This window comes from Bradyrhizobium genosp. A (assembly GCF_049949275.1).
Classification (GTDB): Bacteria; Pseudomonadota; Alphaproteobacteria; order Rhizobiales; family Xanthobacteraceae; genus Bradyrhizobium.
The window spans coordinates 2,433,944-2,448,154 of the sequence record NZ_CP188196.1 but is presented as its reverse complement, the minus strand read 5'-3'; the positions used below and the strand labels follow the sequence as shown (position 1 = coordinate 2,448,154).

The 14,211-nt window shown below is 60.1% G+C and carries 11 protein-coding genes; 9 read left to right on the top strand and 2 right to left on the bottom strand.

Features of this window, described 5'->3' with window-relative positions:
• Nucleotides 1-31 precede the first annotated feature (31 nt).
• From ACP2YP_RS11435 to ACP2YP_RS11415, 5 genes are all read left to right on the top strand, one after another.
• Nucleotides 32-2,437: a hypothetical protein gene (locus ACP2YP_RS11435; protein WP_426424222.1), complete on the top strand. Its 2,406-nt coding sequence runs from the start codon at nt 32-34 to the stop codon at nt 2,435-2,437.
• A 93-nt stretch (nt 2,438-2,530) separates the two neighbouring features.
• Nucleotides 2,531-3,574 carry a TAXI family TRAP transporter solute-binding subunit gene (locus ACP2YP_RS11430; protein ID WP_426424221.1) on the top strand — a complete coding sequence of 348 codons (1,044 nt, stop codon included), beginning with the start codon at nt 2,531-2,533 and terminating at the stop codon, nt 3,572-3,574.
• Entirely contained in the window at nt 3,571-4,191 is a 621-nt protein-coding gene (locus ACP2YP_RS11425; RefSeq protein ID WP_426424220.1) for a hypothetical protein, read from the top strand. The genes ACP2YP_RS11430 and ACP2YP_RS11425 overlap by 4 nt, the downstream gene beginning before the upstream one ends.
• Nucleotides 4,192-4,227: 36 nt before the next feature.
• The gene (locus ACP2YP_RS11420; RefSeq protein WP_426424219.1) at nt 4,228-4,827 is read left to right on the top strand and encodes a hypothetical protein; all 600 of its coding nucleotides are present in this window, start codon (nt 4,228-4,230) and stop codon (nt 4,825-4,827) included.
• A gap of 220 nt (nt 4,828-5,047) precedes the next feature.
• Nucleotides 5,048-5,617, top strand: a complete 570-nt coding sequence (locus ACP2YP_RS11415; protein ID WP_426424218.1) for a hypothetical protein — start codon at nt 5,048-5,050, stop codon at nt 5,615-5,617.
• Between the two features lie 409 nt (nt 5,618-6,026).
• Here the strand turns inward: ACP2YP_RS11415 and ACP2YP_RS11410 are convergent, their stop codons facing one another.
• Entirely contained in the window at nt 6,027-6,401 is a 375-nt protein-coding gene (locus ACP2YP_RS11410; protein ID WP_426424217.1) for a hypothetical protein, read from the bottom strand.
• Nucleotides 6,402-6,594: 193 nt separating this feature from the next.
• Here ACP2YP_RS11410 and mobF point away from each other — a divergent pair, with 193 nt between their 5' ends.
• From mobF to ACP2YP_RS11390, 4 genes are all read left to right on the top strand, one after another.
• Nucleotides 6,595-9,234, top strand: coding sequence for a MobF family relaxase (gene mobF, locus ACP2YP_RS11405; protein WP_426424216.1), 2,640 nt, complete (start codon nt 6,595-6,597; stop codon nt 9,232-9,234).
• 240 nt (nt 9,235-9,474) lie between these two features.
• Nucleotides 9,475-10,296, top strand: coding sequence for a hypothetical protein (locus tag ACP2YP_RS11400; protein ID WP_426424215.1), 822 nt, complete (start codon nt 9,475-9,477; stop codon nt 10,294-10,296).
• Complete coding sequence (locus ACP2YP_RS11395) at nt 10,296-10,772, top strand: hypothetical protein (protein ID WP_426424214.1); 477 nt, start codon at nt 10,296-10,298, stop codon at nt 10,770-10,772. The genes ACP2YP_RS11400 and ACP2YP_RS11395 overlap by 1 nt, the downstream gene beginning before the upstream one ends.
• Nucleotides 10,773-10,812: 40 nt before the next feature.
• The gene (locus tag ACP2YP_RS11390) at nt 10,813-12,546 is read left to right on the top strand and encodes a type IV secretion system DNA-binding domain-containing protein (protein ID WP_426424213.1); all 1,734 of its coding nucleotides are present in this window, start codon (nt 10,813-10,815) and stop codon (nt 12,544-12,546) included.
• A 54-nt stretch (nt 12,547-12,600) separates the two neighbouring features.
• Here ACP2YP_RS11390 and ACP2YP_RS11385 read toward each other — a convergent pair whose 3' ends face one another.
• On the bottom strand, nt 12,601-14,205 hold the full coding sequence (locus ACP2YP_RS11385; RefSeq protein ID WP_426424212.1) for a hypothetical protein: 1,605 nt from the start codon (nt 14,203-14,205) through the stop codon (nt 12,601-12,603).
• Nucleotides 14,206-14,211: the final 6 nt, after the last annotated feature.

The window sequence follows — 14,211 nt, the reverse complement described above, 5'->3', positions numbered from 1 at the left end:
AGTCGTATCTCCACGCGACAAGTGATTGCAGATGGGTCGCACGGTCATGCTCAACAAGGAAGTGAAGATCTCCCTCACGCGGGGGCGATGTGCACCCCTGTGGATGGCAGCGGTTATACTCGCTATGACATGGGCGTCGGAAACGGAGGCTTCCCCGGGTCAGGCGCAGCACCTCGCAGACGCGCAACAGGCGGCGACTGCCCGCAATCTCGGCTCTGACGAGTTCGAGACTTCGCTGCCGCGTCCAGGCGGCAGCGACAAATCGATACAGGTTGCGCAAGCGACGACTAGCGACACAGGAGCCCTGCAGCCTCCCGAACAACACCGCGACTGGGCAGAATCCCTGTCCTGCGAACTTGCGCTTGCAAGGCGCGACATAGAGTTGCTGCAACATCTCGAGCAGGAGCACGATCGGGCCGAGTGGCTGGTGCAAAGTCTTGACGCTGCGCGGCGCGAGGTCGAAACCCAAAAGGCGTTGGCAGCAAAGGCCGTCGAGGAAGCTTCCCGACTAAAGGATGCTTCCCAGCTGAATCAAGCGGGCGAGAGTGGCGCGGCTGAGCTGCAGGCATCACTTCAGCAGGAGCGCGAGCGGTCAGCGCGGCAGGAGCAGGACCTCGCGGCCGCCCGGCGCGATATCGAAACCCAGAATGCGCTGGCGACGAAAGCAGGTGAGGAGGCGTCCCGGCTGAAGCAGGCGTGGGAGAGCAGCGTGGCGGAGCTGCAGAAGTCACTTCAGCTGGAACGCGAGGCTTCAGCGCGGCAGGAGCAGGACCTCGTGGCCGCCCGGCGCGGCATCGAAACCCAGACTGCGCTGGCGACGAAAGCAGGTGAGGAAGCGTCTCGGCTGAAACAGGCGTGGGAGAGCAGCGTGGCGGAGCTGCAGAAGTCACTTCAGCTGGAACGCGAGGCTTCAGCGCGGCAGGAGCAGGACCTCGTGGCCGCCCGGCGCGACATCGAAACCCAGACTGCGCTGGCGACGAAAGCAGGTGAGGAAGCGTCTCGGCTGAAACAGGCATGGGAGAGCAACGCCCTGGAGCTGCAGAACGCCCTGCAACAGGAAAGCGAACGTTCGGCGCGGCTGGAGCAGGACCTTGCAGCCGCGCGGCTTGATGTCGAGTCCCAGACCGCGCTGGCGGCAAAGGCGAAAAAGGAACTTTTGAGGCAATCGATGCTGAAGGAGCGCGACAGCGCCGAGGCGCTGGCACAGGACCTCTCTCTGACGCGAAGCGCAATTGATGCATACGAGGCGCAGACCGGCAAGGCTGGAGACGAAACTGCCGAGCTCAACCGGACGGGTGCAAACGCCATACCGCCGCTCTCCAAATCCGCGCAGGACGCGCGCGATCGGGCGACCCAAACGGCACTGGCGGCGAAAGCCAGCGAAGAAGCGTTCCGACTGAAAGCGGCAGGGGAGAACGGCGCAGTGGAGTTGCAGAAATCGCTGCAACAGGAGCGGGATCGGACCGGGCAGCTGGAGTGGGCGCTTGCGGCCGCGCGACGAGATATCGATGCGCAGACGGAGCGAGCGGAAAAGGCTGGCGACGAGGTCGCCAGGCTGACGCAAGCAGCACAGGCTGGCGCCGCGGAGGAGAGACGTTCGATGCAGAAGGAGCACGAACGAGCCGATGCACTGGCGCAGGATCTCTCGATGGCGCGCAGCAAGATCTACGCGTACGAAGCTCAAGCGGCGAAAGCCAGCGAGGAAGCAGCACAGCTCGAACATGCCGAGGCGAGTGACACCGCCGACTTGAAGCAATCGCAGCAACGCGAGCGCGAGCGGGCTGAGCAGCTGGCCCGGGATCTCGCAAAGGCAGGCCGCGATCTCGACGCGGAGACCCAGCGAGCATCCAAGGCGAGCGAGGAAGTCATGCGGGTCGAGCAGGCCGGAAAGCGAGACTTGGCCGATTTGGGCAGCTTGTTGCAGCGTGAGCGCGAGCGGGCCGAAGGACTGGAAAAGGATCTTGCACTGGCGCGTCATGACAACGGCGCGCTTGCGGCGAAAGATCCCTCCGCGGCGTTCAAGCCGGCGACCACCGGCCAGGCCGCGCGCGAGGAGCCGACCGCAGCACCGGCACGACCAATCCAGAACCAGCCGGTCCAAGACAAGCCCGTCCAGGACCAAGCAGCGCGCAACCCGGGCGATGCCCAGGTCAATTTTGACGAAGGGGTACAAGTGGCGAGGCTGATGGCGCGCGCGAGCTTGCTGCTTGAACAGGGAGACATCGGCGCGGCACGGATCGTGCTGGAGCACGTCGCCGGGATGGGCAGTGCGCAGGCAACCTTCGCGCTCGCGGAAACCTACGATCCGCTGATCCTTCTCAATTTTGGAACGTATGGAACTCACGGCGACACGGCCAAAGCGCGCGATCTCTATGCGCGGGCCGAAGCTGGAGGAATCAAGGAGGCGAAGACGCGGTTCGAAGCGCTGCGTCGATAGCACGGTCTTGTGCGGCGATTTTCCAAATCGGGCATGCGCAATCAAGGATCGAAAGCGCCGACACGGATGCAGCATGTGTAGAGGAGCGGGTCGATGAAAAGGTTTACAGGATGGCGTCGGCTGCTCTTGCTCGCGGCGTTCGCACCGTTGCTCCTGGCCATTCAGCCTTGGGCGGATGCGCAGTCACTGGATTTGCGGCCCCATAAGGCTCACCGGGTTCGGTCCGTGCCGCCGCAGCCAAAGCCGGAAGTGATTTCCATGAACGCCTGGACTGTCGGCCTGGCCGGAGGTCTCATCGAGGGAGCGCCGATCCGTCTCGCGGCGGAGATCGCGCGCGTGGTCGACGATGGAGACAACCTGCATGTTGTGCCGGTCGTCACACGCGGGGCCACGGAGAACCTGAATTCCCTGCTCTATCTGCGCGGCATCGACGCGGCGATCATCAATTCCGACGCGCTCGAGGAATACAAGAGCCAGGTGCCGGACATCCAGCGACGAATTGCGTACGTCCTGAATCTGTTCCCGTCCGAACTGCAGATCTTCGTTCGACCGGAGATTCGGAGCTTGAACGACCTCGCCGGCAAGAAGGTCAACTTCAACACCCAGGGCACCGCTGCGGCCTATTCGGGGCCCCTGATCTTCAGCCGCCTCAATATCGAGGTGGAGAAAACGTTCATTCCGCACCAGGTCGCGCTTGAGCAGATGCGCAAAGGCGAGATGGCAGCCGTTGTCTTCATTACATCGAAGCCGGTGGATGCTTTCGTGAAGGGCCGGTGGGAGCCAGGCTTCAAGTTCCTGCCTGTTCCGTACGAGAGCAAGTTCGAGGACTACTATCTTCCCGCCTCTCTCGACGCGACCGACTATCCCAATCTGATCAAGCAGGGCGAACGGGTTTCGACGATCGCTGTGCCGACCGCTCTGGTCGCCTTCAATTGGCCGGCCAAATCGAACCGCTCTGAGCGCGTCGCGCGCTTCGTCGACCACCTGTTCTCCCGGATCGACAGGTTGCAGGCGCCCGGCTTCGATCCGAAGTGGAAATCCATCAACCTCGCTGCGACAGTTCCGGGTCTCACGCGCGTCCCTGCGGCGCAGGCGTGGCTTGATCGTCAGCCCCGCACAACACACGCATCGCAATGAAACGCGCCGCAACCCTGCTTCTTCTTGCACTCGGGGCTACAGGCGGCATTGCGTTTGCTCAGGATCCAATGACGCAGCTCCGTTCCTGCCTTCAGAAGGAACGCGCCGAGCGCCTAGGGTGTCTGGATAAATTGACGCGTGTCATCGCGCCTCAGCGTGGCCTGACGCCCGAAGACGAGTGGATCGTCAGCCAGACGACGTCGCCCGTAGACTACTCGCCGATCGCGACCGCCACGACATCATCACGCAGCGGGACCGGCGAGTCGGCGATGCAGCTATCGATTCGCTGTCGCGGTGGTCGGACGGAGCTTGTGCTCGCGGGACCCGACATTTCCCACGGAGGTGGGGATGATGCAATCTCTTATCGTGTCAACGATAATCCGGCGGTGCAGGTCGCAGCCGCCGTGCCGGCATTCGGTCCCGGCATCGCGTTCGCGGGGGATGTTGTCCGCTTGCTGCAGTCGCTTCCGGATCATGGGGAGCTCCTCGTCCTTCTCTCGCCTCGAGGCGGGACTGCCCATGACGGGACGTTCTCCCTCGCCGGGCTGGACGCGGCGCGCGCGAAGATGGCCGCGGCGTGCAAATGGCCGCGCGCCATCGCAACACCCAACCGTTGATGGTGTGAAAATGATTGTCTTCGATGGAGGCGCATAATGATCGGGTTTCATCGTATTGCCGCGACGGTCGCGGTGGGAGCGATCGCCGTTCTGGTTTCCGCGTCATTCGCGGCCGCGGAGCAAGGTAGAAAATATTGGACGCCGGCGGAAGGGCCGCCCGTCGCGCATAAGGCAAGCCCTGCGAGACACCACATAGCGAAGCCAACGACGGCGCCGCAGATGCGATCCGCGCTTGCCCGTATGGAGGATCCCACTGCAACGAAGAAGAAAGAACATCGATTGATCCTGCAGGTGAACACCAATGACCCAGCGGCGATGAATCTCGCGCTCAACAACGCAATGAACGTTGCCCAATACTACAAGGACGCTGGCGAGAAGGTGAAGATCGAGGTCGTCACGTTTGGGCCCGGCCTGCACATGTTGCGTGACGACACCTCGCCGGTAAAGGCGCGTATCGAGGAGATGGCCCTGAGCACGCCCGAGGTTTCGTTCAAGGCCTGCGGCAACACCCAGGAGAAGATGCAGAAGGCCGAAAGCAAGGACATCCCGATTGTGCGGCAGGCGGAGGTCGTCAAGTCGGGCGTCGTGCGCGTGATGGAGTTGCAGGAGAAGGGCTGGACCTACGTCAAGCCGTAAGCCGGACAGATCGGCGATCCATGGCAATTCGATCGACGTGCGGCCGAGTAGTCAGGCGCCCGCCGAATTAGAAGGCGCTCGTATCTCTGAAATTGATGATCGTCAGGTCACCCGCGACGAAGTCTACAGATTTGCCTGGGGTTGTATAAAGCTCGGCCGGCCTGAGCCGGCGGCTGTCGCGGTCATTTGCTTTGAGTGGCTGCAACGGCCGGAGAACGTAGTGGCCGGATTTTTGACCTGGCCGGACTATCGAAGCAAGAATTGGCCACATGCGGTGCGGATCGAACACCACAAGACGTTGGTTTGGCATCCGCTCGAAGAAGTTGTCGATCGCGAGATCATCAAGTTCTATGCCGAAGCGGAGGAATTCCTAAGCCATCTCGCGAAGCTCGGTGTTCCCATGATCATGCGCCGGATCGAGCGAGGGGGGCATAAGGGTGAAGCGAAAGTCTGGTCTTACCCGGGCATGGAAAAGGTTGTGCAGCAGATGCGCAAGAAGATCGATGGCATGTCAGTGCTGTTCACGCTTGACGCATGTCGGCACGGCGGCATGACCGAGCTGGAGGAAGCCGAACTGACGGACGGCCAGGGTCGTGCGCTTTCCGGGCACAAGACCGCACAGGCCTATCGCGGCTACGCCAAGGAAACAATGCAGCGAGCGTTGGCTGCGACCCGCAAGCGGCATGCGCACCTCTTGGCGCAGAAGCAGTTCGAACAACAAGACACCGATGCAGCTGTTGTTCGAGCTCAGCCTGGCGGCGACGGCGTGGTTCGCCAGAACGCATCGTAACCACAGCCGAGGCAACCACTGCAGCTCGCGGTTGCGATTGCGATTGCACGCGCACTGATCAGATTTTGCGCGCGTCATGCGCCGCATCGCGCAACCAACGCTGCATCGCAATTCCTGTCATGGATCGAGGAAAACGAATCCAGCACAGAATTTCCAAATGACGGGCCAAACGAATTTCCAAATGCGCCCAAAAACGCGCATGAGAACAAAGCCATTTCAGTTGAAAATTCAGGATGTTGACGCTGGCTGGGGCGGGAGGGTACTCACCTCTCCGCGAAAATCTCAAAAGTAACTGAAATCACTTTGTTTTTCGTTGCAGCACACCACTGTGTAGCAGTCGTGTGAAGCATCTAGCAAGAGCATTCTAATGGGCGCCGGCGCGGCCAGTGGAGACCGCGCCGGCCGTCCTCTAGGTGATATCGCCACCGCGGACGAACGTCACCCGCAGCCTGTCGCCGGCCGGATCGACGGTGATCGAGAGGCGGCGGTGGCCATCCACGATCCCCATCATGGCGGGGCTGCCATCAGCGTCGCTCTCCACCAGGGTCAGCGCCCCGCACTTGAAGAGGCGATAGGTTTCCTGGGCCGCCGCCGGGTCCTCGATGTCGACGAAGAGCGGCGCCACAGCAAACTGGTTGCCGTCGATGATCGCGACCTTGACCGGGATCGGCGTGCCGTTCGTGGCGGGCGGCTGGTGCCGCACCGAGGCAATGGTCCCACCGATCAACTGATCGGCGAGATCCGGCCGCCCGCAGAGCAAGGAGAGCAAAGCAACAGGGTCCATAGTCATTTCCTTCTAAGGTGGGTGGATCTCGCGCCCTCCCGCCGAGCTCACCTAGAGTTTCGACATCGTGGCGCCTCTCCCTCTTACGGCGGACCCGAACCCTGAATTTTAGAGGTCAAACCCTTCTCGATTTAACCTCTAAAATTCCACGCTCCGATCGCCCCCAAAACGGCCTCCTCTCAGGGGGACGTCCGTGGTCGCGAGCATCGCAAAAGGAACCTCGGCGCGATATTATCTGCGCCAAGCCGAATATTACCTATCGGGACGCGAACCCGCCGGCATATGGCTCAGCACATCATCTGCGCTTGGAATTACCGCAGGCGATCAGGTCGACGCCGAGCTATTTGAGAAGCTGCATGAGGGCCTCGGAAGTGATGGCAAGGCGCTGCTGACAAACGACGGCGGCAGAAACGACCGCGTGTCCGGCTACGACATTACCCTCAGCGCGCCAAAATCTGTGTCGATCCTCTACGCTCTAGCAGATTCAACGACGCGCGCCGCTATTGAACAAGTACAGCTCGAAGCAAGCCGCGCTGTGTTGGCCGTCCTAGACAACGAGGCAGCCTTCACACGCCGTGGGAAGGCCGGGGCCATCATCGAGAAGGCCTCGTTGGTCGTGGCAGCTTTTCAGCACGGAGAAGCTCGACCTTCGGCACACTCTGATGGTCGGGTGTTTGCTGACATGGCCCTCCATACGCATCTCTGTGTCGCTAACGTTTCTGAGCGTCCTCGCGACGCGCCCAACGAAAAGGTCTCCTTTGGAGCCTTAGACGGGCGCGCTTTGTACGCACACGCCATGCTCGCAGGAAGTGTGTATCACTTATCTCTCTCATCCGGGTTGAAGCGACTTGGCTTTAGCGTCGAGGTTACCGGCAGGAACGGAATCTTCGAACTGATAAGTCCCACCGGCGGCCCTGCTGTAGACGAAGCAACGACGCGCTATTTCTCGTCGCGCCGCAACACCATTGAAGATAGGCTCGCGGAGTACGACTTGGTTACAGGAGAAGCTCGATCACTTGCTGCTGCGGTCGCTCGTGCGACGCGCCTATCAAAAGCCGATTCCAATCAAGATCGTTTCGAGCAATGGGCCGAGCGCGCAGCTGCTCAAGGCGTCGACGTTCCTACGTTCGCTCATCGTCTGCGACGACATGACCGGCAACATGAACAAGTTCCCGAACAACTGATTGCCCAGCGTTTGGCGCAGCTCCCCCGCTCGCTCACGGAGCACGAATCCGTATTCGAGCGCCGCACGTTGCTGGCCGCAGTCGCGAGCGCTCTCGTCGGAACGGGAGTTGGACTCGACCGCGCTAATGCCGAAGTTGATCGCCTAATCACCTCTCAGCAGATTGTCCCGCTGAGCCACGATATCTACGGCCACGGCCTCTACTCGACACCCGAGTTGATTGCAATCGAACGCAATCTTCTCACCATCGCGCAAATGCAGGGAGCACGGCGCTGGTCGAGCGCGGATCGCGACTACATCGAGAGAGAATGCCGGCGCCGCGGCTTGTCGGATGAGCAGCGAATTGCAGTGCACGCGGCGACCGGAACGGAATCTCTGGTCATAATCGAGGGCAGTCCAGGCGTGGGAAAAACAGTGGCCATGAAATTAATCAAAGATGGCTATGAGGGAAAGAAAATACTTGCTGGAGCCATGGCGTGGCGCACGGCAAGGATGCTTCAAGAGGATTTGGGCGTAACGGCCCTCGCAATCGATAGCTTGCTGGCTCGAATTAACGCGGGTCAGCAATTGCTCGATAAGGACACTCTGCTGCTGATTGACGAGTGTGGTCAGATTGGTTCGCGGACCATGAAGCAGCTTTTACTCGCCGCGAGAGATGCACAATCTAAAGTTGTACTTGTGGGCGATCGCCAGCAGCTGCAACCGATCTCCGCTGGGGCGGCGCTTAAAATTCTCACTTCCGCGCTCGCGCCGACCCGGATGGAGAAGATCGTGCGCCAGCGTGAGCAATGGGCGCAACTGGCCGCCATGGCGTTTGCGAAGGGAGATGCCGCAGCAGGCCTGGCGGCTTACTCCGAAAATGGCTTGCTTCACGGCTGCACAGGGGCAAAGGCCACGATCACGGCCGCGGTCGATCAATACATGGCGGCCAAGCGGGACAATCCCGCGCACCCCCACCTGCTCATCGCAAAATCGAACAAAGTCGTTCGCGCTCTGAACGTGGAAGTTCGCAGACGAATGAGAGCAGAGAGTTCTCTGGTCGGGCCGGATTACACGATCGCGGCGAGCGATTCTTCCGGCCGAGCATTCACGCTGTCACTTGCAGTTGGCGATAGCATTCGTTTCGGTGTCCGCCAAGATGCCATCGGCGACGGGGTCATTAACGGCACCGTTGGCCGGATCGAGAACGTTCGTGAAGTTGACGGCGGTCACCTTGCTATCACGGCAATGATCGACCAGAAGCGCGTTTCGTTTTCGACCAAGCAACTTCACGATAAGACCGGTCGAATTCGAATGAGCCACAATATCGCGTCGACCGCCTACAGCTCGCAAGGCCTCACGGCTGAGACCGCGACGGTCGTACTCGATGCCGGATTTGATCGTCACGATAGCCTTGTCGCCATGAGCCGATCGAGGGGAAATACATCGATTTTTTACGATACAGATTTGTTGGGAGCTCAAATGAAGGCGACGCAGGATCTCGGGTCAAAAACACTGGAAACAAGCGAGGAAGAGAGACTCTCGTTTATGGCGCGCAGCATTGCGCGAGCCAATTTGAAGACATCAACTCTGGCTTTCGAACACCATGGCAGCCGCAACACGCACCGAGTTGCTGAGAACACCAGGGGCAACGCCGAACGAACGCGTTAATTGTTATCGTCAGCAGTGCGGCATTCCCCGAGGCGACCGTAAAGAATTCCCGCGCCACAACACCGCATCTCTCGTACGGCCACGGGACTCTGGCTCAACGTAACGTCGACCCCCTCGATCTCGAAGAGGTAACTAAATACCGCCTTTTACGGTATTTAACCTCTAAAATTCCAAGCGGAAAAACGAGCATTTCTCAGATCACGTCGGCGAATGGCGCCGGCCCAATGAGAGGTTGCTCCCATGACCAAGACCTTCCCCCTGCCTCCGCCCGTAGCGCTGACCACCGCTTCTAAAAAGGGCGGGACCGGCAAGACGTTCCTGATGGCGACCATCGCGGACCTGATGACGCTGAACGGTTATTCTTACAGCGTGTTTCAGGCTGACGATAAGAAGAGGCTTAGTTCGCTGATCGGCGCCAAGGTCGTAGACCTCAGGCCGAATCCGGACCTGGTGATGGGCGATCCCTCCCTGGTGCGGAAGGCCTTCACGCCGTTCTACACGGCCTGCAGCGAGGCGACCCAGAGCACCAAGTCGGTGCTCTTCGATATCGGTGCTGACGAGGTCGAAAATGCCGCGAATTTTCTTGCGGATGTCGAGATCGACGAAGATCTCATCACGTGGCAACTGCCGATGGTAGTTTTCGTCCTGGTGCAGGCGGAGACCGATGCCATCGCGTCGGCGGCCGAGACCATCCGACGCTTTCGGTCGGCAGTGCCGAGCGCACGCCTGGTCCTGGTCGAAAACTTGCTGGATCGCGGTTCGCTTCAGGCGCTGAAGACCACGGGGCCGGCACGGCATCAGTTCGAAAAGGATCTGAAGCCGCTGCTGGCGGGCGTGACCTGCATCACGATGCCCGCGATCCTCCCGGACTTTTGGGAGCCATTCGAAAACGCCGGTCTGCGGTTTTTGAAAGCGCTGGCAATGGATCCCAAGGAAGGCGCCAAACGCCTCAACATGGAAGTGGGCGACCTCAAACTCGCGCGCCGTGCTGTTGCGATCTACTTCAGGGCTATGCATGCCGCGCTCTCGAAGCTGATCGTGCTACCGAAAGGCGGTGCGTAATGACTATGCCTCTGGACATCAAAGGATCGGCTCGAAAGCCGATCCTGATCCCGCCGCTCCGAGTGATCATTCGGGAGGGAAGCGACGAGATCCAGCGGCAAATCCACGAAGCCGTTGAGAAGGCGGTGACGTCCGGTATTGCCGTCGATCCGGTTCGCCTGCGCAAGTGGGGTCCCAAGGGCGCGGAGTACTTCGCCAGGACGTTGCGGGAACGCATCATGCCGACGTCCGCGGCTGTCGTTGCCAAGGCGGAGCCATCATCGTCCGCGCTCAAGACACATCATCTCGACGCAACTACGGGATCAAGGCCGGCGGAGCGGCCGCGTCGAGTCGCGCCGGTAGTCACGACGGAAAAGGACTGGATGCACCAAGAGCGCAATCGCTGGTCGATTGCAACCCGCGCAATTTTCCGCGGCATGATCGTCGCCATGAGCCTTTTGCTGCTCGCGATTGCCATCCCGCGCATCTGGTCTTGATCGACCTCTCTCGCGCCATCAGTTCCGATAGGAATATTCCATGTCTGGTCTACCTACGCTGAAGTCTGGTCTCGAACTGCAGCGCGCCAAAGCGCCGGCGGTTTTCACCGGCGTGATGGCGCTTCTCTTGGCGTTGGTGCCATGTGTCATTGCTTTAATGACTGTGCCGACCATCACGGAAACGCTGTCGGTCTCCACCTGGATTCACAACGGCGAAGAGATGTTCAAACACCTCCCCCTATGGGAGCTGCTTCGCGCACGATGGCCATATCTCATCACGGCAATTGTCATCAGTTTGATGGCGGGTGCGTACGCGGGCTATGATGCCTGGGAACAGGCGCCTTTGGTCGAGTCCTTCCTGACGCCCAACCCCTCTGATCCGCGAATTTACTACGATGAGAATGCGCGCCTGAAGCTGCGCACGCAGTTCCAGATGGAGGCCGGCCGCTTCGCTTCGAGAGGCATTTGGATTGCGCCATTCCTGAATCTTCCGTTCCGACTGGAGACGCGTAACCTGCTCGTCGTTGCGGCGTCCGGCCATGGCAAGTCCAATATCGTCCGCTCTTTCGCGCACCAGATGATCCGTCGCGGCGACAAAGTCATCCTTCACTGCAATAAGGGCGACGTCACGCAATGCTTTGATCTCAACGATGTCATTCTGATCTCTCCGTCCCATCGCGATGGTTGGGCCTGGCATGTCGCCGCCGATATTGATGGCCCGGCCGCAGCAGCAGAGTTCGCAAAGGACGTTATCCCGGCCTCGGATCAGCCATTTTGGTCGGACTCCGCACGCCTTGTCCTCGCCGACACGATCAGCGCGATGGCGCATGAGCTGGGAACCGAGTGGGGACCAGGTGAGCTGTTGCTCACGCTGCTGAGCAAGCCCCAGAATCTGAGGGATCGGATCGCCTCAATCGATCTGAGTGCTAGTCCCTTGCTGGGCAACGGCGACGACGACAATGGGGTCGACAAGACCGTGCAAAGCATCATGTCAACGCTGTTGTCGGCGGCGGTCTATGCATTGCGACCGATGGCCTACGCCTGGACACATCTGCCTCCAGAGAAGCGTTTTTCTGTGAAGGCGTGGCTCAGCGATACCAACAGCCAATCGAAGATCGTCATCGTTCAAACTTCTCCGAATTTCGAAGAGATGTCGACGGCAGTCTGCGGCGGCATCTTGCGCCGCGTCTGCAAGGCGCTCTCCGATGCATCCGTCGCAATCGATGCCAACAGGCGCGTAAGCTTGGTCCTTGATGAGATGTACTCATTGGGGCGTGTCGAGGGTCTCGCCAAGGCGCTGTCCGTCGGCCGCGAGAAGGGTCTCGTCTGCCTGGCCGCGCTGCAGTCGCAGCAGCAGCTCGACGAGCTTTACTCAAAAGAAGCGAGTCTGCTGCTGGATCTGTTTCAGATCAAGATCTACGGCCGCCTCACCGCAGGTCCCAGCGCCGAGCTCGCCGAGAAGACGATCGGATCCCGGGACATAATTTGGTCGGCACCGAACAAGCATCCGGAAAAAGATGACAAGCGCCGATACGTCATGAAAGAGGCCCACGTGCCCGTCGTGACGTCCACGCAACTGAACCGGGACTTCGGCGTGTTCGAGGGCGACGACGGCAAGGAGTACGTCCGCGCCATCGTCCATTATGCCGGCGCCGCTAACCGGCTCGATTGGCCGCTGACGGTCTGGAATAAGGTCGGCGAAGGCTTTGTCCCTGCAGAATGGACACGCTACATGCGGCAGGCAGGTAAGCCAGCAGAAGGCGCTACGAAATAGCGTCCTGAGAGAGTGATGGCCATGGCCGCTTTTGAGGCCGCCACGGCCCACCATTCACGCAAGTTCGAAACCTTCAAGGTCCGTGATGATGTCGGCCTTTTCTTGCCAATATTCCGCCTGCAGAGTCGGAAAGCAGAGCAAGGGGCCCTCGAGCGCTAGCATGTTTTCTCGCTCTTCACACTTGAACGGTTGAACCCGATCTTGGGTCCAAGCGTAGGTCACCTCAACCTCTGGCATATCGCGGTCGGCTTCCATGGCTTCGCAGATCTCGACTAGCCGCCGCCATGTCGCTTGCGGAAATTGGCTGAGTAGCAGCGGTTCATATTCTTGGGAGCGCCGCCAGAACGAGAGGATGCTGTCGGCGGTCCAGGCGTCTATAGTGGCGGCGCGCGTCCGCTTGAGCCGACCGATCCAACGCGCCAGCGACGCCGTGAAGATGTCGGGATTAGAATATGGGCTCTCGCCAGGTTCGTCATGGGAGTCGTATGTTGCCCCTATTAGCCCCGCCAGAACTTCTTGATCCCAAGATACCGTGTGGGTCATGACTTGGCCGGGAACCACCGGCCCGATGAGCCTGGCCACGAGCTCATTCGTCCGATCGACAATGAGGTCATCCCACGACCGTCCACTCCCCGGAAGACGGTCGGGGGCACCAAGCGCGAAGCCGTGGACTGCTTCTTCCCGATGCAATGAATGGGATGCCAATGAAGGGTCTTCCTGTGCGGTGACGAGCCAGCAGACTTTCCGGATGCCAGCGATAGCTTGACCATACCAGGTCGCGATCATTGCCGGCGTGACCTCCGCGGGGTGCGCTTCGGCGTCCAGCAGCTGCGGTCGGAACAAGTGTCGGACGTTTGCTGCCTCGAATTTGATCTGATTCTTGATTTCGGTGGGATGGAGACCAAAGAGAGCGTCGCATTCGTAGTCCCTCTGTCCTGCGTACCAAGCCGACAGAGGCGTCATCTCATAAGCCCAGTGAATAGCACGCGCGACTCGAAACGCCTGCGTGCCGAGAAGAAGCCCTTCATGCTCGACAAGCGGGAAGATTTGAGGCTCGATATCCACGGCTGCATTTTCGGGTGCTTCCACCTCCGCCCTAACGCGCGCGTCTCGCTCATCCTGGTGAAGCGTCAGTTTTCCCATGACGGGGGCCATCGCCTTCCAAACCTCCCGCCAACGCGCCTTCGCGTTTAAACGCCGGTTGAGACCGCCGATGGGTTGCTTGTTCAAGAAAGTCGCCATCATCATGGCGTTGACCGTAAGGGCCGCCACGTTGCGCTTGGCGTACCGGGACTGACTGATGCCACCCTGATCGAATATTCGTCCCTCAACGTTGGCGACGTAGCCTTGTCGCAGAAAGCGGGCTTCGCTCTCCGGAAAGGGCGACAACCGCTCATAGTCGAGCGAGTCTTTGTCGAGTTTGCGCATGTTGATTTCGCGACCGCCGTACTCCTGCTCCATGCGAATTCGCAGTTCATGGAATGCGGCATCGTCCCTAATGACTTCGGGATCATAGAACACAGTGACGCAATAGCGCGGATCCGCTGGAAATATCTCCGGTTCAACTGGCTCGACCTCATCATCCGGCGGATCCTGATCGGGCACAGCGTCGATCTCCTCATACGGTGGAAGTAATCTCAGATCTTCAAACGGCGGCATGCAATT